The sequence below is a fragment of the Bradyrhizobium sp. USDA 4501 genome, assembly GCF_054062115.1.
Window position 1 is genome coordinate 5,415,659 of sequence record NZ_JBSSEX010000001.1, and the last position, 22,940, is coordinate 5,438,598.

General features: G+C 64.9%; 16 protein-coding genes and 1 riboswitch. Of the genes, 11 read left to right on the forward strand and 5 right to left on the reverse strand.

Going from position 1 to position 22,940, the window contains the following annotated elements:
* Positions 1–25 precede the first annotated feature (25 nt).
* Positions 26–643: a LysE family translocator gene (locus ACVWZM_RS24680; protein ID WP_057017710.1), complete on the forward strand. Its 618-nt coding sequence runs from the start codon at positions 26–28 to the stop codon at positions 641–643.
* Positions 644–729: 86 nt separating this feature from the next.
* Here ACVWZM_RS24680 and ACVWZM_RS24685 read toward each other — a convergent pair whose 3' ends face one another.
* Positions 730–3,273 (reverse strand): MASE1 domain-containing protein, encoded by a 2,544-nt coding sequence (locus ACVWZM_RS24685; RefSeq protein ID WP_245311507.1) that lies wholly within the window; start codon positions 3,271–3,273, stop codon positions 730–732.
* Between the two features lie 1,211 nt (positions 3,274–4,484).
* Positions 4,485–5,552, reverse strand: a complete 1,068-nt coding sequence (locus ACVWZM_RS24690) for a LysR family transcriptional regulator (RefSeq protein WP_456855164.1) — start codon at positions 5,550–5,552, stop codon at positions 4,485–4,487.
* Here ACVWZM_RS24690 and ACVWZM_RS24695 point away from each other — a divergent pair.
* Complete coding sequence (locus ACVWZM_RS24695; protein WP_057017714.1) at positions 5,542–6,114, forward strand: hypothetical protein; 573 nt, start codon at positions 5,542–5,544, stop codon at positions 6,112–6,114. The two genes, ACVWZM_RS24690 and ACVWZM_RS24695, sit on opposite strands and share 11 nt — an antisense overlap.
* A 398-nt stretch (positions 6,115–6,512) precedes the next feature.
* Here the strand turns inward: ACVWZM_RS24695 and rpmE are convergent, their stop codons facing one another.
* Positions 6,513–6,740, reverse strand: a complete 228-nt coding sequence (gene rpmE, locus ACVWZM_RS24700; protein ID WP_016845230.1) for a 50S ribosomal protein L31 — start codon at positions 6,738–6,740, stop codon at positions 6,513–6,515.
* Positions 6,741–6,935: 195 nt separating this feature from the next.
* Here rpmE and ACVWZM_RS24705 point away from each other — a divergent pair, with 195 nt between their 5' ends.
* From ACVWZM_RS24705 to ACVWZM_RS24730, 6 genes are all read left to right on the forward strand, one after another.
* Positions 6,936–8,792, forward strand: coding sequence for an ABC transporter ATP-binding protein/permease (locus tag ACVWZM_RS24705; RefSeq protein WP_057017715.1), 1,857 nt, complete (start codon positions 6,936–6,938; stop codon positions 8,790–8,792).
* Between the two features lie 152 nt (positions 8,793–8,944).
* Complete coding sequence (locus ACVWZM_RS24710) at positions 8,945–9,337, forward strand: hypothetical protein (RefSeq protein WP_245311509.1); 393 nt, start codon at positions 8,945–8,947, stop codon at positions 9,335–9,337.
* A gap of 153 nt (positions 9,338–9,490) precedes the next feature.
* A complete protein-coding gene (locus ACVWZM_RS24715) occupies positions 9,491–10,981 on the forward strand; it encodes an amidohydrolase family protein (protein ID WP_057017717.1) in 1,491 nt (496 codons plus the stop codon).
* A gap of 1 nt (position 10,982) precedes the next feature.
* Positions 10,983–11,912, forward strand: coding sequence for a CobW family GTP-binding protein (locus ACVWZM_RS24720; RefSeq protein ID WP_156436251.1), 930 nt, complete (start codon positions 10,983–10,985; stop codon positions 11,910–11,912).
* A gap of 229 nt (positions 11,913–12,141) precedes the next feature.
* Positions 12,142–12,337, forward strand: a riboswitch (cobalamin riboswitch).
* 108 nt (positions 12,338–12,445) lie between these two features.
* Positions 12,446–14,719, forward strand: coding sequence for a TonB-dependent receptor (locus ACVWZM_RS24725; protein WP_456855165.1), 2,274 nt, complete (start codon positions 12,446–12,448; stop codon positions 14,717–14,719).
* A gap of 2 nt (positions 14,720–14,721) precedes the next feature.
* A complete protein-coding gene (locus ACVWZM_RS24730) occupies positions 14,722–16,221 on the forward strand; it encodes a PepSY domain-containing protein (RefSeq protein WP_456855166.1) in 1,500 nt (499 codons plus the stop codon).
* A 7-nt stretch (positions 16,222–16,228) separates the two neighbouring features.
* Here the strand turns inward: ACVWZM_RS24730 and ACVWZM_RS24735 are convergent, their stop codons facing one another.
* Complete coding sequence (locus tag ACVWZM_RS24735) at positions 16,229–16,702, reverse strand: tetratricopeptide repeat protein (protein WP_253625332.1); 474 nt, start codon at positions 16,700–16,702, stop codon at positions 16,229–16,231.
* A gap of 76 nt (positions 16,703–16,778) precedes the next feature.
* Positions 16,779–19,166 carry a type II secretion system secretin GspD gene (gene gspD, locus ACVWZM_RS24740; protein ID WP_456855167.1) on the reverse strand — a complete coding sequence of 796 codons (2,388 nt, stop codon included), beginning with the start codon at positions 19,164–19,166 and terminating at the stop codon, positions 16,779–16,781.
* A gap of 336 nt (positions 19,167–19,502) precedes the next feature.
* Between gspD and ACVWZM_RS24745 the strand changes: the two genes are divergently transcribed.
* The 3 genes from ACVWZM_RS24745 to gspG are packed head-to-tail and all read left to right on the forward strand — an operon-like array spanning position 19,503 to position 22,928.
* Positions 19,503–21,179, forward strand: a complete 1,677-nt coding sequence (locus tag ACVWZM_RS24745; RefSeq protein ID WP_456855168.1) for a GspE/PulE family protein — start codon at positions 19,503–19,505, stop codon at positions 21,177–21,179.
* 4 nt (positions 21,180–21,183) lie between these two features.
* The gene (locus ACVWZM_RS24750; RefSeq protein ID WP_456855169.1) at positions 21,184–22,395 is read left to right on the forward strand and encodes a type II secretion system F family protein; all 1,212 of its coding nucleotides are present in this window, start codon (positions 21,184–21,186) and stop codon (positions 22,393–22,395) included.
* A gap of 17 nt (positions 22,396–22,412) precedes the next feature.
* Positions 22,413–22,928, forward strand: coding sequence for a type II secretion system major pseudopilin GspG (gene gspG, locus ACVWZM_RS24755; RefSeq protein ID WP_456855170.1), 516 nt, complete (start codon positions 22,413–22,415; stop codon positions 22,926–22,928).
* Positions 22,929–22,940: the final 12 nt, after the last annotated feature.

The following is a 22,940-nucleotide window of genomic DNA, read 5'->3' on the forward strand; positions in this document are numbered from 1 at the left end:
CCCCTGCGGAGATTGACGCCCACACATGGAATTGTACCTCGCCTTCGCGATCACGACCGCGACCTTCGCGCTGATCCCGGGTCCCGCCATGCTGTATGCCGCGGCCCGCACGCTGGCAGGCGGCCGGCGCGCGGGGCTGATGGCCTCGCTCGGGCTGCATCTCGGCGGCTATGTCCATGTCGTCGCCGCGGCGGCCGGCCTCGCGCTGCTGTTTCATGCGGTGCCGCCGTTGTTCATGGCGATGAAGCTTGCCGGTGCGGCCTATCTGGTCTGGCTCGGGCTGTCGCTGTTCCGCGACCGCGACAATGCAAAGCGCCCCACACTTGCGCCGCTCTCCGCGGAGCGCGCCTTCGCGCAAAGCATCGTCGTCGAGGTGCTCAATCCGAAGACGGCGATCTTCTTCCTGGCGTTCCTGCCGCAATTCGTCGATGCGTCGGCCAGCCTGCCGGTCTGGGTCCAGCTGTTTCTGCTCGGCACAGCGGTCAATCTGACCTTCTCGGCGGTCGATATCGTCTGCGTGTTCTTCGCCAGCGCCGTGATGTCGAAGCTGCAGCGCTCGAAGAGGTCGCGGCGCATCATGCAGCGGATCGGCGGCAGCATCCTGGTCGCGCTCGGTGCGCGGCTGGCCTTCCAGGATCGCTAGAAGCAGTCATGTCCATCAGCGGCGATGGTGCGGATCAACGCTTCGCCAAGCTGCGCGACGAGCTGCTTCTGCAATGGCGCGACCGGTCAATTTCTGCGCGAGGCTTCAGTCGTGTTCGACGTCATGGGCGCGGCGGATGATCGCGGTGGTCGCGGCGGCGCAAGATCGTGGATAAAATCTCTCAGTGCGTCGGTATCGAACGGCTTGCGGAGTATTTTTAGACTTGGTGGAGCTGCTTTTGCGGCATCGCTGTAGCCGGTTGTAAGGGCGATCGGCAAACCGGGGTATCGCGACCGGACTTCTCTCGCGAGCCCGACGCCATCGATGGTCCCGGGCATGACGATATCGCTGAAGACGAGATCGATCTTTGTACCGGCGTCGAGCAATTTCAGCGCCGCTTCGGCCGAATCTCGATAGATCGTGTCATAACCCAGATGCTCGAACAGCGAGGAAGTCACATCCGCCACTTCGGGGCTGTCGTCGACAACGAGAACCGTCTGCCGCTGCGGCTGCTTTGCTCTTGTTCTGGCAGCGGCCAGCTCTTTACTGGTGGTCTGCTCGTCCGCGCAGGACGGCAAGTAGATTGTAATCGTTGTTCCCTGTCCAACCTTGCTGTCCGCCGTCACCGTTCCGCCGGCCTGGTGCGCGAAACCATAGACTTGGGACAAGCCGAGCCCGGTACCCTTGCCGACCTCTTTGGTCGTGAAGAACGGGTCGAACATCTTGGACAGCAGGTTTGGCGGAATGCCGGTGCCGGTATCGCCAAGCGCGATCGCAAAGAAAGCCTTTGCGCGGCGATCGCCGCCGGTTTCCTGGTTCGCAGTCACCGCATGGACGGATAAGGTGAACGTGCCGCCGCTTGGCATTGCATCGCGCGCATTGACGGCGATGTTGACGATCGCAAGTTCCAGCTCGGCGAGGTCCACCTTGACCGATGCGACGCCCTCGCCGACGTTCTCATTGTACACGATGTTCCCGCGCAGCGAGCTCTCGATCATGGTCCGCATGTTCTTGATGGACGCATTCAGATCGACGACCGTCGGGCTGAGATGCTGATGACGAGAGAATGTCAACAATTGGCGTGTGAGGCTTTCGCCGCGTTTGGCCGCGGTCTGTATGGCTTCAATTGCCTTGGGCAGTTTTGGATCAAGCAGGCGTGTGAAGATCTGGGCGCTGCCTCCGATGATCATCAATAGATTGTTGAAGTCGTGTGCAATCCCGCCGGTCAGCTTGCCGATTGCCTCCATTTTCTGCGACATCGCGAGCTGTTCGCGTGCCTGAACCAGCTTCTCTTCCGCGTCGCGTCGCTCGGTTGCGTCCCGCAGAATACTGATGAAGCCGATCAGATTTCCTGAGTCATCATGGCTCGACGAGACCGAGCCCGTGATGAAGAACGGCGTACCATTCTTTCTGATGCGCCAACCCTCTACGTCGTACTTGCCTCTTTCGATTGCCGTCTCCAGCGCGTGTGTCGGCGAACCCGCGCGGCGTTCATCCGGCCGATAGAATATTCCAAAATGCTTGCCGATGATTTCTTCCGAGGTGTAGCCGATGATCTTTTGAGCGGTGCTATTCCAACTCGTAACGTGTCCTTCTCTATCAAGCGCAAAAATCGCATAATCGACGACGCCTTCGATAAGGGTTTGGAAGTGCCGTCTGATGCTGTCGAGCGCCGAAGCGTTCCGTTCAAGTTGACCGTTCAACTGGTCCTGCACGGAAAGCAGATGGGCTTCCGCGGTGTGACGCGTGGCGATTGCCGCTGCCAGGGCAAGAGAGGGGGCCGATACGGTGATCGAAAGCACGAGCAGTGACAACAATGCTCCGTTCGGATCCGTTTTCGGAAACGGATCATTACCGAACGCGAAACCCCAGACTGCGATTCCGGTGAAAATGAGCGCAGCCGTAGCCGCGGTGCATCGATTGCCGCGCAGACCGGTCCAGATCAACGGGAGCAAAGCCAGAAAACCCAGCAGGCTGCGATGCGGCAACGCCACGTTGAGATCGTCGCTGACGAGGTCACTGCCGATGAGCGGGCTGTAGGCTACGATCCCAATGAGACCAGCGAGGGCGATAACTGCGATCGATTCCAACAGATCCCATCTGGAGGAAATCCGTAAGGGCATCATCGCCCAGAGCACGATGACCGGAGCAATCACCAGGATCGCGGCTGCGTCGGCAAGCCACCAGGTCAGCCCGGCGGCGACGGAATCGGGAAAGCTCGGTTCGTTGACGAAGATGGATCCGGCCAAGGCGGAGAATGAACTGATCATCGCGGTCGGCGCAAAGGAGACGCCTGCAAACTTTGCGACACCGGATGGCGTGGCAAACGTCTGGCAACCGTTCGACCAGCGTCCGATCAGCCATGTCCCGGCCAGTGCAGCAAGGAGGGTGCCGATCCCGGCGGCGACAAATTCCAGGAGCGATCGGTCGGTTATCAGGTAAGGCGCGACGGCGCCCACTAGGATCGCGGGCCAGATCCGGTAGCCACGCAGCAGCATAAGCGCGAGCGCAACCCCGGTTGGCGGCCACAGCGGTGTCGCGGTCGGATTGATAGCGGGAAGGAAATGTGCGGAGGCCGCAAGGCTCCCGTAGATCGCGGTGACGATAAAAAGTTCGATCGAGTAGGTCACAGCGCTCCGAGCATCGCCAAAAGCGAAAATCCCGGCCTTATCGAACCTTGCCCGTTCCATCACAAGCCTTTGCGGTGGGCACCTCAAGAATGCGGTAGGGAACGACCTGGCACCCGGTTCCATGTCACCCGAAGGAGGGCGATCGTATTTTCGCCAAGTCGATGACCCCTGCCAAACACTCAACGCAGTTTTGACCAAAGCATGGCCGCTGGATCGAGAGTAGGGGGCGCCAGCAACTTCTGAACAAGAGACCATGGGGCAGAACCGCTGACCTAACGGCGTGGGCCTGCAAAATCGATCCGATCCCGCCGCGTGTCGGTGTAACCGCTCCGGGTCAAAGGCGAATATCGGCAAGAGCCGTTCGAGCTCAGCTTTGGGCTAGACGCCGGAACGGTGTGAGCGGTCGGCGTTCTCCGCCGCCATGTCGATGTCGATCGTGAGACACCGGAAGATTTATCCTCAACCCTAGGTAGCCAAACTCGGGCTGTATGGTACCGTGCCCTCGTCGGGACGGCATTTCCGTCCCGGATTTGGGAGGGCTATGTCATGAGATCGCCGTCGAGCCTTGTCGCGCCTTCAGCCGTCGCCGTGTTGTCAACTGTCTGGCTGTGCGGCCCGGCAGCGTCGCAAACAGACCCAGCCAAGCCGCTTCCCTCCATCACGGTCGAGGCGCCGAAGCCAGTGGCAAGGCCAAATCGTCCGACACAGGTGGTGACCACGGGGATATCTCACCGGAGATCGAGAACCACCCAGACGTCGTCGTCAACCGCTCGAGCGCCGTCGCCGGCGCCGGATTCAGTGCTGGGCAGGATTGCCGCGCTGGAGAAAGTCGCCAGCAATTGCAACGGTGGCTGCGAATCGAGCCTCCCGCATGGCAAGGACCCTTGGGTCGGGTGCAGCGAGTCGACGGGCGGACAAACCCACGGACCGTTCTCGTCGACGTGCCGAGACAACCTCACCTACAAGTCCTACGTCGATTGCGTCGAGACCAAATGGTTCCTGGGCGAGTACCGAAACAGGGCCTGGTGGCTTTGCAGCAGCCTGCAGGCCGCGGGGAAGTTTAAGGTCGCCGAACTCAAGCGACCGAAACGTCCGCGCTAGGTTCGCCGTCGGAATCCGCGCGACGGCGCGAGCTACCATTTCCTGTTCGTGATTGAGCCGTCGTTGCGGGTCCCGGAAGCAGGCCATCCGCGGCAATTCCCGCAAGGCGACTACGCCTTTGTTTCTTCCGGCCTCGGTAGAGGGGAGACGCGCTTGGCAAACTCGCGTCCCGGATAGTGCTGGCCGCAATAGGCGACGAGTTCGTCGATAAAGGATTTGGCATAAGAAGCCAGAAAGCGCTGCGGATCCCAAGCCACCGCAGTCCATCGCCCGATCGAGGCGCCCCTGTGAATCAGCGGAAAGGCGCGGACGCCTGCGGACGGGATCTGGACATTCGACGGCACGATGGCGACATCGTTGCCGCCTTTTGCCAGCGCGAGCAAGGTGTGAGGCGCTGCGCTTTCGAGGATCACGCGTGGCCTGATGTGTGCGACGTTGCAGGCGGCATCGAACCATCCGCGAGATGCGAAGTCCCGCCGCAGGAGCAGCAATGACTCTTCGGCAAGTTCGGCAATCTCCAGCTTCCGCCTGCTTGCGAAGCCATGCCGCGGCGAAACCGCAGCAAGCATATGGACGGGAGCCAGCAACCGGCGGTGATAGCCGTCGTCGGCGGCCGGAATGATCGCGAGATGAACGTCGCCCCGCTGCAGACGATCCGGAACGCGGGCACCACCATCCTCGATCAAATCGATGGCCACGGAGGGGTGCTTGCGCCGGAACAGGGGGAGGAAATTGGCGAGCACCGTTTCCATATGTTGGGTGCTGCAGCCGACGCGCAGCGCGCCGGCCTTGCCGGTTCTCAGCGCGCGGGCACGCTCGCCGAACGATTCGGCATCCTGCAGGAGACGGCGGCCGCGCCGTAGCAGATCCTCGCCTTCTGAAGTCAGTTTGATCCCGCGGCCGACGCGATCGAACAACGGAATCCCGAGTTCGTCCTCGAGCGCCTGGATCTGGCGAGAGGCCGCCGGCTGGCTCAGACGCAGCTGTTGTTGAGCGGCGGCAAAGCCGCCTGCCTCGGCAACGACGACGAAGGTGCGCAGCTGTCGAAGGTCCATTTTCAATGCACCAAATGCATGAATAGATGGATAATAAATGCATTGGACACATTGAGCAAGCCGCGACATCCTTATGCGGCCCAGCCGAGATTTGTCCAAAAGGGGAATCGCGATGTTTGACACCGAGCGTTTCGTTGCCGACTGCCGCGCAGCGTTCGCGGCGGACCCGTCTCACCGAGCCATTCATGAGGTCGTTGCCCGCGCGATGTCTGAACCGGCTGCGGTATTCAAGGGACTCGGCGAGCCGCAGCGTCCCGAAAGCCGCGCGCTCTTCCATTCCGAGACGCTGACCATCCTCAACGTGGTGTGGCCCCCCGGCTATATCGTGCCACCTCACGACCATCACATGTGGGCCGTGATCGGCGTTTATGGGGGCCGTGAGGACAACGTCTTCTGGCGGCGCATTCCGAGCGAGCCGAACAGGATCGAGGCTGCCGGCGCCAGGGCCTTGTGCGTGCGCGATACCGTGCCGCTCGGCACCGACATCATCCATTCGGTGATCAATCCAATCGACCGGCTGAGCGGCGCAATCCACGTCTATGGCGGCGATTTTTTCGCCACGGAACGGAGCAAATGGGATTCGTTGACGCTTGAAGAGGGCCGCTCCGACCGCGAAGAAGCGCGCCGCAACTTCGAACGGGCGAGCGCGCGTTACGAAGCAAGTCTGCGCGAGGCCGCCGGCTGACTGCAGCGCGCTTAAAGAAGTAGCCCATCCATGCTTGCTTGCAGATGTATGACCCAAAAGTCGAGCCACACATTCAGTGTCGTCCCGGGCTTGACCCGGGACCCATAACCACAAATGACAGTAGTTGCGCGACGCTGGGGCCGCAGCCCTCTTCAACAACACAGCCCTGTGGTTATGGGTCCCTGCTCCCGTGCGCAATTGCGCACTAGGCAGGGGCGACGATTGTGGATGGAGGCCGTGCCACACATTCGCTGTCGTCCTGGCCTTTGCCAGGACGACGCATCGGGAGGATCGCGGGCCCGTTCAGCCCGCCGGTCCGGAGCGGCCCCCAAAAACAAAAACGCCCCCGCGACGGGGGCGTTTTGCGTGTGGTCGCCGGGGCGATCCCGAAGCGGACTTTAGTCCTTCTTGAGGAAGCCCGAAAATTTCTTCTGGAAGCGCGAGACGCGGCCGCCGCGATCCATCAGCTGCTGGGTGCCGCCGGTCCAGGCCGGGTGCGACTTGGGGTCGATGTCGAGGTTCAGCGTGTCGCCTTCCTTGCCCCAGGTCGAGCGGGTCAGGTACTCGGTGCCGTCGGTCATGACGACCTTAATCGTATGATAATTCGGATGAATATCGGCTTTCATGACAGTTCCTTCGGCGCGCCGGCGCCCGTCTCAAGATGTCTGGAATACGGGATTTGCGTGGGTCTATAAACCCATGGAGCCCGCCAAAACAAGCCAAGAAAGGGCCTAAGCCCATCACCGGATTGGGACTTTACCGGATTTGCCAGCCGGGGGTCGGCGGGCCTATGTGGGGGGCGATAGAACCGGTCTAGATTGATGAGCGTAGCCGAACAGCTTGAGACCCCGCGCGGCGCCCCGCAGCCTCCGCGCGACGCGTTGCTCGATGAGGAAGCCTTCATCGAGAGCCAGATCACGGAGCCGGCGAAGAGCCGTGCCCGGTTGCGGCCGTTGCTTGCGCTCGCGCCCTATGTGGCGCGCTACAAGGGCCGGGCGATCCTCGCGCTGATCTCGCTGACGATCGCCGCGATCACCACGCTGATCGTGCCGGTCGCGGTGCGGCGGATGATCGACATGGGCTTCACGCCCGAAGGCATCGCGATGATCAACAGCTATTTCAGCGTGATGATCGCGGTCGTCGCGGTGCTCGCCTGTGCCAGCGCCTCGCGCTATTACCTCGTGATGACGATCGGCGAACGCATCGTCGCCGATCTCCGGCGCGACGTGTTCGCGCATCTGATTTCGCTGTCGCCCTCGTTCTTCGATTCCGCGCGATCAGGCGAATTGGTGTCGCGGCTCACCGCCGACACCACTCAGATCAAGTCCGCGGTCGGCGCGTCGGTGTCGATTGCGCTGCGCAATCTGATGCTGTTCTTCGGCGCCGCCGCGATGATGGTGATCACCAGCCCGCGGCTGTCCGGCTTCGTGCTGCTCGCGATCCCGATCATCGTGATTCCGCTGGTGGCGTTCGGCCGCTGGGTGCGGCGGCTGTCGCGCACCGCCCAAGATACGCTGGCCGATGCCAGCGCCTATGCCTCCGAACTGGTCAACGCGATCCGCACCGTGCAGGCCTATACCGGCGAACGGCTCGCCAGGACGCGCTTTGCCGGCGAGGTCGAGCAGGCCTATCAAGCCGCGCGCAGCTCGACCAAAGCACGCGCGGTGCTGACGCTGATCGTCATCTTCATCGTGTTCGCCAGCGTCGTCGTGATCCTCTGGGTCGGCTCGCACGATGTGCTGGTCGGAACCATCAGTCCGGGCCGGCTCGGCCAGTTCATTCTCTATACGGCGTTCGCCGCGAGCGGCCTCGGCCAGCTCAGCGAGGTCTGGGGCGAGGTCTCGGCCGCATCGGGCGCCGCCGAGCGGCTGTTCGAGATCTTGCGCGTCAGGCCGCAGATCGCGGCGCCCGCGTCGCCGCGCGCGCTGCCGCAGCCGGCGCGCGGCGATGTCGGTTTCGACGATGTCAGCTTCGCCTATCCGACCCGGCCCAACGCGCTTGCGGTCGATGAAGTGTCGCTCTCGGTCCGGTCAGGTGAGAAGGTCGCGATCGTCGGCCCGTCCGGCGCCGGCAAGAGCACGCTGTTCCATCTGCTGCTGCGCTTCTACGATCCGAAATCGGGCACTATCTCGCTCGACGGCGTGCCGATCCGGCAGGCCGATCCGGCCGAGGTGCGCGCGCGCATCGCGCTGGTGCCGCAGGATTCCGTGGTGTTCGCCGCAAGCGCCCGCGAGAACATCCGGTTCGGCCGGCCCGATGCCAGCGACGCCGAGGTGGAGCGTGCCGCCGATCTCGCCCATGCCACCGAGTTCCTGCGCCGCCTGCCCGATGGCTTCGACGCCCAACTCGGCGAGCGCGGCGTGACGCTGTCCGGCGGCCAGCGCCAGCGCATCGCGATCGCGCGCGCGATCCTGCGCGACGCGCCGCTGCTGCTGCTCGACGAGGCGACCTCGGCGCTCGACGCCGAGAGCGAGACGCTGGTGCAGACCGCGCTGGAGGAGTTGATGCGCCACCGCACCACGCTGGTGATCGCGCATCGGCTGGCGACCGTCTTGTCCTGCGACCGCATCCTGGTGATGGACCAGGGCAGGATCGTCGAGCAGGGCACCCACGCCGAACTGGTCGCCGCGGGCGGACTCTACGCCCGGCTGGCCCGGCTGCAATTCGAGGGGATCTGAAAGAATTGGGGCTCGGCGCGCTCCGCCTATGCGATTCCTATGCAATCGGGGGCGCGCTCCCCTCGAAAACCTATTCCTGCGCAAGGATAGTCGCGCCGCGCCCGACCTCCATCGACAGCCGAAGGACGTCCGGCGCGCGGGGTGTTCGACTGATGCGCGAGAATGCGACCGAACCGGAGAGCAAGCTGCTCCGTGCCTGGCAGCTTGCCGTGCTGCGCTTCGCAGTGACGCTCGACGACGACGATCGGATGCACGCGCTCGGTGTGGCCGGCGAGGTCGACCGGCTGGGCGGCGCGGCCGATGACGCCTTCCACTTCTTCCGCAGGACGACCGCGGAGCTGTGCGCGGCGATCTCCGGTCAGGGCGCGGATCAGGATGCCGTCATCCGGCGGTTCCTGGCGCAGATCGACAATGTCAGGCTCAAGCGTGCGGTCGAAGCGGCGTTAGCCAGGGACCGCACGCCGCCGAAACTCGTGGCGAGCCGCGTGAAGCCCGGCGCCGATCTCTGGCGCGGGCTGCCGTCGCGGCGTGCAACCGGAACGTAGGAAGGGCCTCACTCTGCAATCGCCATCACGGCGCGGCGGATATTCCGTCACAGCATGTCGCCACAACCCTGGCCGGCTTGCTGCGATCAGTGCGATGCGCTTCTCTGTGCTCGACAGGAGACCGGTCGGTTTCGGAATGCGGGGAGTGGCGAGATGGGTGGCTTGGTGATCAGCGGCGGCCGGGTGGTGGATCCGGCCAGCGGGATGGACGCGATCGGCGATGTCGCCGTGGTCGACGGCAAGATCGCCGCGGTCGGCACCGGCCTCGGCGGTTCCGAACGGCAGATCGACGCGACCGGGCTCGTGGTGGCGCCGGGCTTCATCGACCTGCACGCGCATGGCCAGACCATTCCAGCCGACCGCATGCAGGCGTTCGACGGGGTGACGACCTCGCTCGACCTCGAGGCCGGCGTGTTGCCGGTCGCGTCCTGGTACAAGCGCCAGGCCGAGAAGGGCAGGGTGCTGAACTACGGCGCCGCCGCCAACTGGGCCTTCGCGCGCATCGGTGCGATGACCGGCTCGAATTCGGAGAGCTCGCTGGAATCGTTTGGTGCCGCGATGCGCGATCGCCGCTGGATCGAAAACGTCGCGACCGAAGGCGAGGTCGGCGGCATCCTGGAGCGCCTCGCCAATGCACTGAACGAGGGCGGCATCGGCATCGGCATTCTCAACGCCTATGCGCCGGGCGCCGGCGTGCAGGAATTGACCGCGGTGTGCCAGCTCGCGGCGGATCATGCGGTGCCGACCTTTACCCACGTCGCCTACATGTCGCGGATCGATCCCGAGAGCGCGGCGGAAGCCTATATCCGCCTGATCGGCTATGCCGGCGCCACCGGCGCGCATATGCACATCTGCCACTTCAACTCGTCGAGCAAGACGGATATCGAGCGCTGTGTCGCGCTGATCGCGAAAGCGCAGGCGCAGGGCCTGCCGATCACGGTGGAGGCCTATCCCTACGGCACCGGCTCGACCGTGCTGGCGGCGACCTTCTTCAGCGATCCGAAATTCGAGGAGCGCAACGGCCTCGGCTACGATTCGGTGCAGCGCGTGACCGACGGTCACCGCTTCGGCAGCCGCGAGGAATTGCTGGCGGCACAGGCCGAAGAGCCCTCGACCTTGGTGCTGTGGCATGTGCTCGACATCGAGAACAACGCGCATCATCGCGATCTGCTCGATATGGCGGTGCTGTATCCGGGCGGCGCGATCGCCTCCGACGCGATGCCGTGGACGCTGTCGGACGGCCGCCCCTACAGCGGCGACGCCTGGCCGCTGCCCGACGATGCGACCTCGCATCCGCGCTCGGCCGGCTGCTTCACCCGCTTCATCCGTGAATGGGTGCGCGAGCGCAAGAAAGTGTCGCTGCTCGAGGGCATCCGCAAATGCGCGCTGATCCCGGCCGAGATCCTGTCGGCGAGCACGCCGGCGATGCGGGCCAAGGGCCGGCTGCAGGTCGGCGCCGACGCCGATGTTGTGGTGTTCGACTACGAGACGCTGAGCGATCGCGCGACCTTCTCGGCGATGAATCGTCCGGCGGAGGGCGTGCGGCATCTCGTGGTCAGCGGCCAGCCGCTGATCAGCGATGGTGTGCTCGATGTCGCGGCGCGTCCCGGCCGGCCGGTGCGCCGGCCTATCACGGGGGGCTGAGGTGCCGGTCCCGATCCTGCTGGTCGCGGGCTTCCTCGGGGCGGGCAAGACCACGGTCGTCAACCATCTGCTGGCGCATGCGCAAGGGCGGCGCATCGCCGCCGTGGTCAACGATTTCGGTGCGATCAATATCGACGCCGAGCTGATCGCCGGCGCCAGCGACGGCGTGGTCAGCCTGAGCAATGGCTGCATCTGCTGCACGCTGGAGGGCGCCCTGCTGCGCACGCTCGCCACGTTGCTGCGGCGTGATCCGCGTCCCGAATTCATCGTGATCGAGACCAGCGGGATCGCCGATCCCGCCGACATCGTGCGCAACCTGATGGATCCCGTGATCTGGAAGGAGGCGCCGCTGGAGACCGTGCTGTGCGTGGTCGACGCGACGCAGCCTGCGGCGATGCTGAACGATGCGCTGCTGCGCTCGCAGCTCCGGGCGGCGGATGTGGTGGCGCTGAGCAAGGTCGATCTGACTGACGCCGCTGCGTGCGCCGCGATCCGCGACGCCGTGCGCGCGGTGCGTCCGGCGGCCGTGGTGGTCGATGCCTTGCATGGCGAGGTGCCGGCCGCGCTGCTGTTCCCAGCGGACCTCGATCATGTGTCGGCGCCGCGCGAGACCGCGCCGCGACGGCCGTCGTCCGATCGCTTCGACACGCTGAGCTGGACCTCGGAGCGGCCCGTCGTGCTGCCGCGCTTGCAGCAGGCGATCGGCAGACTGGCGCCGAAGCTGGCGCGGGCGAAGGGATTGTTCGAGACGGTGGAGCAGCCCGGGCGGCTGACCGTGCTTCACCTCGCCGGCGGCCGCGCGACCTTGGCTGCGGGCGGCGTGCCGTCGCCCGGCGTGCCGCGCACGCGCATCGTGTTCATCGCCGAGATGGGTGCGCTGTCGCGCGCGGAGATTGATGAGGTGATGCAGGGATGCGTCGAGGCTCAGTGACGCGAACCTACGTTTCCCGTCATACTGAGGTGCGAGGGAAGCGGCGTCTCGAAGGATGAATCGGCCACCAGCCGGGCCGTGCATCCTTCGAGACGCGCGTGCCGCGCTCCTCAGGATGACGGGTTGCCTTTCGGCGTCAGCCCTCGACGTCGCTGTGTCATCGCCGCAGCAGCATCTCGCAAAGCATGTGTGCGACAATCGCATCGAATTGACAGCCTTGCCGGCACCACCTATCGTTTTTGCCGACGGTTCCCTTCGGGGATCAAAAGGGAATGCGGTGCGAGGGTAACCCCAATGCCGCAGCTGTCCCCGCAACTGTAAACGGCGAGCCTTTCGTCAATTTTGCCACTGGGCCATCGGCCCGGGAAGGCGTCGACAGGCGATGACCCGTGAGCCAGGAGACCTGCCGTCAGTCGTGGTCACACGCGAGCACATCGGGCGGGGGCGTCCTGGTGGGATCGGAGCACTGCCTTTTTTGGCAATGCGCCAGTCCACGTTCGCGGTGACGTGCCACGTTACCGCGAGTCCTTTTCATGTCTCCGTCCTCTCCCGTTGCGCGCAAATGGCGCCTCGGTCTTCTCTGCTCCCTGTCATCATTGTTGTTGCCGGTCGAAGGCTCGGCACAAACGCCGCCACCAACCAGACTCGATCCGATTGAGGTCGCGCCTTCCGCTGCGGCAAAGCCGAAGCCTGCGGCGCGCAGCCGTGACATGACCGCTGCGGCGCGGCCACGGCCGAGGCCTGCAACAGCCGGCAACGCCCCGCGCGTCGCGGCGTCGGGCGTACCGGGATCGGCATCGCCGACGCTCAATGCCACCACGCAGGGCGGCACCGGCAGTCGTCTCAACCTGACGCCGCTGCAGACGCCGGCCAGCGTCGAGATCATCACGGCGCAGACCATCGCTGAACGCGGCCAGCATAATGTGCTCGATGCCGTCACCCAGGACGCGGCCGGGTTCGTCGCAACGCCGGCGCCAGGCAATGGCGGCCTGTCGTTCAGCACCCGCGGCTTTGCCGGCAGCAACTCGGTGATGACGCTGTATGACGGCACGCGCTTCTATATCGGCTCCGGCACGCTGACGTTCCCCTATGACACCTGGTCGACGCAGCGCATCGAAGTGCTGCGCGGCCCGGCCTCGGTGCTGTACGGCGAAGGCGCGATCGGCGGCGTCATCAACGTGATTCCGAAGAAGCCGCAGAGCACGCCCTATAACGAGGCCGAGGTTTCGCTCGACAGCAACATGACGCGGCGGCTCTCGGTGGACAGCACCGGTCCGATCAATCCCAATGTGTCGTACCGCATCAACGCCACCGGCAACATGTCGGACAGCTGGGTCGATCGCGACAAGACCTCGAACGCGGTGGTCTCCGCTGCCGTGCGGGTGCAGGCGTCGGACAATCTCGCCTTCACGCTCTCGGAAGATTACGGCGATCGCAGCCCGTCGCGCTATTTCGGCACGCCGCTGATCAACGGCGCGATCCAGGACGCGCTGCGTTTCAAGAACTACAATGCAGCGGACAGCGCGATCCGCTATCAGGACAGCTGGACCCGGTTCAAGACCGAGTGGGACGTCGCCGACGGCATCAAGGTCAACAACACGCTGTATTACCTGACCAGCGAGCGGCACTGGCGCGACATCGAGAACCACACCTGGAATCCGAAGACCCAGCTGATCGATCGCACGAGCTATATCGAGATCTTCCACGACCAGAAGCAGCTCGGCAACCGGATGGATACGACCTTCAGCGGCCACGTGTTCGGCCTTGCGAACCAGGTCGTCGCCGGGTTCGACGTCAACCGGATCGACTTCACCCATACCAACAACTCGCCCTATGGCGGCGCGTCGTCGGTCAATCCTTATGTGTTCGATCCCGGATCGTTCTTCGCCACGACGACGGCGACCACGCCGGGCTTCAACGCGATCGTCAATCAATACGCGCTGTTCGCCGAGGATCGGCTCTCGCTGACCGATCAGTTGTCGCTGGTGACCGGGGTCAGGTATGATCGCCCCGGAGTGGACCGCACCGACTACAAGACGCCGGCAAACAGTTTTGAGACGACGCTATCGGGCACTAGCTGGCGCGCGGGCCTCGTTTACGAGCCGATCAAGAACCTCGCGTTCTATGGCCAGTACGCGGTCGGCGTCGATCCGGTCAGCAATCTGATCTCACTGTCGACCACGCAGAAGACATTCCAGCTTGCGACCGGCAAGCAGACCGAGATCGGGGTCAAGCAGTCGTTCTGGGGCGGCCGCGGCGAGTGGACGCTGGCCGCCTACGAGATCGTCAAGACCGGGCTCACGATTCCCGATCCCGGCAACCCTACCGGCGGCGTGGCATTGCAGATCGGCCAGCAATCATCCCGCGGGGTCGAAGGATCGATCGGGCTCGCGCTGAACGACGGCTGGCGCGTCGACGCCAATCTTGCGCTGTTGCGCGCCAGATACGACAACAACAGCCAGGTGGTCGGCGGCAAGATCGTCAGCTTCAACGGCAATGTCCCGGTCAACGTGCCGCAGCAGGTCTCGAATGTCTGGCTGACCTGGGATTTCGCGCCCAACTGGTCGGTCTATGGCGGCGTGCAGATCGTCGGTGCGATGTACTCCGATCTTGCCAACACCCAGCTGCGTCCGGGCTACAATGTGGTCAATGGCGGCGTCAGGTGGAAGCCGGATGACCGCACCACGGTCGCGTTCCGCGTCTACAACCTGTTCGACAAGGCTTACGCGGCGACCTCGAACGGCACCGGGCAGTGGCTGCTAGGCATGCCGCGTACCGCCGAATTGTCCGTCAACGTGAAGTTCTGACCATGCGCAACGCTCTGATCCGGCGCGGGCGGCGGTGGCTCTATATCGTCCATCGCTGGATCGGCATTGCGACGTGTCTCCTGTTCGCGATGTGGTTCATCTCCGGCCTTGTCATGATGTACGTGGCCTTTCCGCGCCTTACCGACAGCGAGCGCCTCGCCGCGCTTCCTGTCATTCCCTGGAGCAAGGTGCGGGTCACGCCTGATCGCGCGATGGCGATCGCAGGTGTCGAGCGTTATCCGCGTGACCTGCGGCTTTCGATGATGGACGACACGCCCGTCTATCGGGTGACCGCCTGGAAGGCAGGGACGATCACCATTTCGGCGACCGACGGCAGCGTGATCGACCGGATCACGCCCGACCAGGCGCTGGCCATTGCCGCTCATCATCCGCATGCCGTGCAGCCTCGCTTGATCGAAACGATCACGCGCGACCAATGGTCGGTGACCGCGCGCTTCGATCCGTTGCGGCCGCTCTATCGGATCGGCCTCGGGGACGCCGATGGCACCGAACTCTACGTTTCCTCGCGCACCGGCGAGATCGCGCTCGACACCACGCGGCGCGAGCGCGTCTGGAATTGGCTCGGCTCGATCCCGCACTGGATCTATCCGACCGTGTTGCGCAAGGACGGCCCGCTGTGGCGGGATGTGGTGCTGTGGATCTCGGGTGTCTGTCTTGTCGTCGCGGTCACCGGCTTCTGGATCGGCGTCCTCCGCCTGCGGCTGATGCGCCGCTACGCTGATGGCGCCGTCTCGCCCTATCGCGGCTGGATGGCCTGGCATCACATCGCCGGCCTGGTCGGCGGCATCTGCGTCTTGACCTGGATGTTTAGCGGCTGGCTGTCGCTCAATCCCGGTGGCGCGTTCTCCGGCCGCGGCGTCACCCGCGAGATCGCGATCGGCTATAGTGGCCATGACACGGCCGACATCGTCGCCGGCTTCCAGTCGTCGCCATCGATGCCTGCGGTGGAGGCCCGCTTCGTCTGGATCGGCGGACACCGGTTAATGTTGCTCGACGACGGCAACGGCGGCCGCAGCATCGCCGATCCTGTGACCGGTGCGCGGATGCCCCTCTCGCGCGACGAGGTCATCGCTGCCGCCCGACACGCAATGCCCGGCGCTGCGATGACATCAGCGCGGCAGCTCGATGAACCCGACGCCTATTGGTACACGCTGCACCAGGCGCGCGAGCTTCCGGTATTGCGGATCGGGTTCGACGATCCCGCCCGCACCTGGCTGCACATCTCCCCCGTCACCGGCGAGATCCTCGAGCGCAGCGACGACAGCCGCCGGTCCTACCGCTGGCTGTTCAACGCGCTGCACAGCCTCGATGTCCCGCTGCTGCTGCGCATCTGGCCGGCGCGCGACGTCGTGGTGTGGCTGCTATCGGCGGCTGGTACGATTATCTCGATCAGCGGGATCGTGATCGGGTGGCGCCGGTTGCGGCGGCGGAAGGTACGAGGCAGGCGCGTGTCGGCGCGCCTCGTGCGCACACCCCCGTAAGGCGCGATTACTTGGCGGTCAGGTGCACGTCCGGCGCCGGCCGATCGGGGGCCCATTCCAGTGCAAACCGCTGACCGGCGATGATCTCATAGGTCGAGAGCTTGGATGCGACCGCATCGCGGAAACGGAGATAGGCATCGCGCTGCCGCCCGTTCGAGCGGGCCGCGGCCAGATTGAGCCATTTGTAGGCCAGCACGAAATCCGTCGGAACGCCGTGACCCTTGTCGTACATCAGGCCGAGCTGGGCCTGCGCGAACGGGTCGCCCTGCACGGCGCCGCGATAGTAGCAGTCGGCGGCGGCTGCGTAGGCCTGCGGCACGCCGAAGCCGTGCTCATACAAGAAGCCGAGCATGCCGAGAGCGCGCGGATTGCCGCGCTCGGCGGCCGGCGCGAGCTCCCGAGCCGCCCGGACATAGTCGCCGCGATGGAAGGCGGCCGATCCGCGCGCGACGCTGTCGGCGCTCGCGACAGAGGCGGTCATCGCCCAAAGCGCGATCGCAAGCGAAGCCGAGAGGCCCGTCCGTTGTGCGAGAACGCGGCGCATCCTGCTGCCCGGCTCAGTGATAGCTGGTGGTGATCGGCGCATTGGTCGATGTCGTGGCGATGCTGCCGCGCAATTTCGATCGAAGCTCCTCGGCCACAGTCTGGGCGTCGGAGCCGTTGCGGATGATCTGCGGGCGGATGAAGATGATCAGCTCGGTACGCTGGGTGCCGTTGCTCTGATGTCCGAAGGCGTCACCGAGGCCCGGAATCTGGTCGAGCACCGGAAGCGCGTTGCGGGCGCCGCTCTGCTGTTCGCTGATCAGGCCGGCCAGCAGCACGGTCTGACCGTTGGCCACCGAGATCTGGCTCTTGACCCGTCGCTCCGAAACGGTCGGCGTCAGGTTGACCGTGCTGCCGCTGCTTTGGGGAACGTTGCTGATCTCCTGCTCGACATCGAGCCGCACGGTGCCGTTCACGCTGACGCGTGGCGAGACCTTCAGGATGATGCCGGTGTTGCGATAGTCGATGGTGTTGACGACGGTGTTGCTCGTGGTCAGCACCGTCGCGCTGCCGGTCGAGACCGGGACGACGTCGCCGACCTGCAGGGTCGCGACCTGGTTGTTGATCACCACCAGCGAGGGATTGGACAGCACCTTGACGCTGGTGACGGCGTGCAGCGCATCCAGGATCAGGCTCGGCTGCGTTGCATTTCCGATCAGGAAGTTGAAGCCCGGGAAGCTCTGGTTGATGAAGGCATTGGTGAGCGACCCCGCGACCGAGACCGCGCCGGTGGTCGCGTCGGTGGTGGTCGCGGGAGCGGAAGTGGCCTGGGTGCCGAGGATCGAGCCGGTGTTCGGCTTCAGGCCGAGGTTCTGGCTGGTGAGATAGGTCTGCACGCCATAGGACAAGGTGTTGTTGAGCGTGACCTCGGCGATCGTCGCGTCGATCGCGACCTGGAGCTGCGGCTCGTCGATCTGCAGCAGGGTCGACTCGATAATGCGGTAGTTGGCCTGGTCGGCATAGATCAGGAGATTGTTGTTCACGACATCGGGCGTGATCCGGACGTCCTGCATGACGGGCTGCCCGTTGCCGCCGCCGGCACCGCGTCCGGCATCCAGCGCGGCATTGTTGCCCTGGCCCGGATTGTTGGGATTGTTCGCTTGCCCGCCGGCGCCGAATCCCTGGCCAAGGCCCTGGCCTGTTGCGCCTGTCCCCGACGTGCCGCGGGATGCGAAGCCGCTCATGCCTGAATTCGCGCCGTTGTTGTTGTTGAGCGACAGACGGTCGGCGACGCTCGAGGTCGACGAGGTGCCGGAGCCGGGCGCGAGCTGGCTGTCGGCACTGTCGAGCAGGTTGCCAGACGATCCGCCAAGGAACATGTCGGTCAGGACCCGCGCGATCTGGCGCGCATCGCCGTATTTGACGCGGTAGACATGGACCGAGGTGCGCGCCGTGTCGTTGCGGTCGAGGCGCTTGATCCAGGTCGCGGCCGTGTGCAGCATGTCGGGCTTCTTGGTCACCACCAAAATCGCGTTCAGGCGCGCGATCGGCATGAACTTGATGACATTCTGGCTGAGGCCGTTCTCGCCGGAATCGACGATCTTCTCCAGCTCGGCAATGACAGGCGCGGGCGAGCCGCTCGAGATCGGGAAGATGCCGACGGATTGGCCGCGCATCCAGTCGACGTCGAAACTGAGCACGGTATCGACCGCGGTGCGGCGCTCGGCGCCGGTGCCCTGGATCAGCAGCAGGTTGCGTGTCGTGTCGGCGCGGATCGCGCCCGCCCTGGTGGCGAAGCTGTCGGTCAGCTTCATGAGGGTCTGCGCCGACACATATTGCAGGGGGACCACCGAGATGCCGAATCCGGGTTCGGGATTGGCCGCCGCAGCATCGACGCGGCCGCCGCCGACGGCGTCGCCGAGCGGCGTCAGGCGATAGCCTGCCGGATCCTTGAGCAGCACAACGCCGCTCAGGCGGAGTGCGTTTTCAAGCACGAACACCATGTCGGACTTCGGCACCGGGCGGACCGAGACCAGGCTGACCGTGCCCTGCACCCGCGGGTCGATGGTGTAGCCGACATGCAGGATGTCGCCGAGCACCACCTTGGCGACGGTCGCCACCGGCGTGCTCTCGAAATTCAGATCGAAGCCATTGCCGTTCGACGCCGGTTGCGGCCGCGCGTCCGCGACCGCCGTCACTTCGCTTCCGTCATACATCGCCGCGCGGACGCTGCCGCTCTGGCTGCCGCCCGTCGCCGCCAGTGCGTTCACCGGTTGCGGCTGGCGCTGCGCCAGATCCAGCGAGCGCACCTTGTCGGTGACGTCGAGTTGGGATGCGTCCACGCTCTCGCCGACCGTCGCGGAATTGCAGGACGCCAACAGCCCCAGTGACGTCAAGGCAAAAATGGCTGCGAGGCCGCCACGGATCGTCGGGCAGCGGCCCACTGTGCCTACGCGTTGCATGAAGGCCCTTCGCTTTGACTAACTGAAATTTCGATTGCTTGCGACGATCGGTCCTACCCCGGAGGGACTCTTAGCGATCGAACATGACAGAAATAAATTGGTTACATGATTGTCGTTCGCGACCTGCCCATCGCATCGCACCGAAATCGTGCTGCCGGCGCGCTGCTTGTGTCCGCGATGCCACCCTCAAAGTTTCTTGAGCGCGACGAATGATGTGACTTCGCACAGCTGTCACACTTCGGATCGATAACCGCACAATTGCCGGGAGCCGAACGCGACGGCACGCAGCGGCGCTTGGCACGAACTGATCCGGGATAGTGTGGCGGGATATCGAGAATGGCCAACGACCTGTCCGTTCGGTTCGTGGATTATCTGCGTCAGAACAATCACCTGGCGCCGAGCGATGGACCGGCTGAGCGGACCGGGCAGGGCGCCGATGTCAGGCAATTGAAGCTGTGGGAGGTCACCAGCCTCTCCCCGACCGAATTCGCCGACGAAGCCGCGCGCTTCTTTGCGCTCGGCCGCCTGACGCTCCAGGAGATGACCTCGGCCGAACCGCTGGCCGGGGCGTTCTCGCCGCGCTTCCTGCGCGAGACCATGGTCTATCCGTGCCGGGCGGCCGACGGGACCACGGTGCTCGCGGTCGTCGACCCGACCGATCAGGCGACGCTGCGCGCGGCACAGATCGTGCTTGGCGCTGATATCAATGTGAAAGTGGCATCGTCGGAAGACGTCGCCATCGCGCTGAACAACTCTTCCAGCACTGAAGAGGCCGAGGCCGCCGATAGCGCGGCGGCGCTGCCCCGCGAAGACGACATCGAGAGCCTGCGCGATCTCGCCAGCGGCGCGCCGGTGGTGCGCGCGGTCAACGATCTGATCGAAAAGGCGGTCGAGCTTCGCGCCAGCGACATCCATATCGAGCCGTTTTCCGGCGGGCTGATGGTGCGCTTACGGGTCGATGGTCTGCTCCGGCCGGTCGCCGCGCTGTCGGGCGTGCTGCCCCAGGCGGTGGTCTCCCGCATCAAGATCATCGCCAACCTCAATATCGCCGAGCGCCGCCTGCCGCAGGACGGCGCGGCGCGGCTGCGGGCCGGTCGCACCGACATCGATATCCGCGTCGCGATCATGCCGACGCAGCACGGCGAATCCTGTGTCATCCGCATCCTGCCCAAGGATCGCGGCTTGCTGGTGGTCGAAAAGCTCGGATTCTCCGAGCCTGACGAAGCCAAGCTGCGGCGGCTCTTGAAGCTGCCGCACGGCATGGTCGTGATCACGGGGCCGACCGGCAGCGGCAAGACCACGACGCTGGCGACGATCCTGTCGATCCTCAATGAGCCGAGCCGCAAGATCCTGACCATCGAGGATCCGGTCGAATACGAGCTTCCCGGCGTCAACCAGTCCCAGATCAAGCCCGCGATCGGCCTGACCTTCGCCACCGCCCTGCGGTCCTTCGTTCGCCAGGACCCTGACGTGATCATGGTCGGTGAAGTCAGAGATTCCGAGACCGCGCATGTCGCGGTGCATGCGGCGCTGACCGGGCATCTGGTGCTGACGACGCTGCACACCGAGACCGCGGCTGCCGCGGTGCCGCGTCTGCTCGACCTCGGGGTCGAAGGCTATCTGTTGCGTTCGGTGCTGCGCGGCGTGATCGCGCAGCGTCTGGTCCGGCAACTCTGCGAGCGCTGCAAGACGGCGCGGCCGCTTGCAACAGCCGATTTCGCCGAGGACCCCCGGCTCGCCGCGCTCGGCTTCAAGGCCGACGAGATCATTCAGGAGCCATGCGGCTGCGAGCGCTGCGGCGGGACCGGCTATCGAGGCCGCCTCGGCGTGTTCGAACTGCTCGAACTGTCCAATGAACTGCGCGAACTGATCGGGGAGCGAACCGACGGGCTGAAGATCGATACGATGGCGATCCGCTCGGGCATGACCACGATGCTCGACGATGGGGTCGCCAAATGCCGCGCCGGATTGACCTCGCCCGCCGAGATCCTCCGCGTCGCAACGGTGCGGTGACGCCGTGCCGAATTATCGCTATCGCGCTCTGACCCAGGCCGGCGAGATCGTGAACGGCACGATCTCCGCCCCGACGGCGGCCGAGGTGGCGCGGCGGATCGAATATCTCAAGCTGCTGCCGATCGAAACCACCGAGGACAAGCGCGCATCCGGCGCCGTCGGCGCCCGCAGCCTGTTCGGCGGGCCGAGCGCGGCCGAGGTCACTACGTTCACGCGTGATCTCGCACTGCTGCTCAAGGCCGGTGCGCGTCTCGACGATGCCTTGGAGCTGCTGTCGGGCGACGCCGATGTCGGCCGGATGCGTCCGGTGGTGGCGAAGATTCGCGCTGCCCTGCTCACCGGCGAGAGCTTTGCCGATGCGGTAGCGGATCATCCAACCCTGTTCCAGCCGATGTACATCGCCCTGGTCCGGGTGGGGGAAATCTCCAGCACGCTCGATTCCGTGCTGGAGATGCTGGGCACCGAGCGCGCGCGTTCCGAGCAGATGCGGCGAAAGCTGACCGACGCCATGCAATATCCGGCCTTCGTGCTGGTCGCGGCGTCCGGTGTGATGCTGTTCTTCCTGCTGTTCGTGTTGCCGCAATTCTCGACCGTGCTCGGCGATTTCGGCGGCAAGTCGGACACGGCGCTCGCCAGCTTCATTGCGGTATCGGATTTCCTGCGCGCCAATGCCACCGCGGCAAGCCTGATCAGCGCGGCGACGATTGCGCTCGCATGGTGGCTGCTGCGGCAGGCGCGCGTGCGCGCCGCGTTGGTCAATGGAATTTCGCGGGTGCCGGGCATCAGCAGCGCTTTCCAGTTCTATCGGGCCAGCCTGTTCTGCCGCAATCTCGGCGTCCTGCTCGGCAGCGGCGTCAACCTCACCGCCGCGTTGCGCATCCTGGTCGACATCATGTCAGTGACCGGAAACGAGGCGAACTGGACCGCCGCCGCCGACCGCGTCCGCCATGGCGGCAAATTGTCGGAAGCACTCGCCGTGGCGGACAGTCTGCCGCCGATGGCGGTCCGCATGCTGCGGCTCGGTGAAGAGACCGGGCAGCTGCCGGTGCTGGCCGGGCGGGTCGCGGAATTCTACGAAGCAAAATTGCAGCGCAGCCTGGACCGGGTCGTCGGCATCGTCGGTCCGCTGGCGATCATCACGATCAGCACCGTCGTCGGCGGACTGATCGTGTCGGTCATGACGGCGCTGCTCTCGGTCACGCAGCTAGTCGGTTAGAGCAGGGGTCATCGGCCATGATATCGCGCAACACCATCATAAAGGCATTCGCCACGCGAGTGGAACGCGCTCGCGCGCCGTCGCAAAGCCAGAGGCGTTCGGGGCAGGAGGGCTTCACGCTGGTCGAGATGCTGGTGGTGATCGCGATCATCGGCCTGATCATGGGGCTGATCGGCCCGCGCGTGCTCAACTATCTCAGCGAATCCAAGGTCAAGACCGCGCGCATTCAGTTGCAGAGCTTCTCCAGCGCGCTCGACCTGTTCTATCTCGACGCCGGGCGCTTCCCGTCCACGGCTGAGGGGCTTGCCGCGCTGGTGCGGCGCACGCCGGGGGTCGCGGCCTGGAACGGCCCGTATCTGAAGGGCGGCAACGTGCCAAACGATCCCTGGAACCACCCCTATCTCTATCACTCGCCCGGCGAGCACGGACCCTATGACATCGTCTCCTACGGCTCCGATGGTCAGGAGGGCGGCAGCGGCACCTCGGCCGATATCTCGCTCGAGAAGACCACCGCCGCCAACAACGACCAATAAGGATGCATCGCA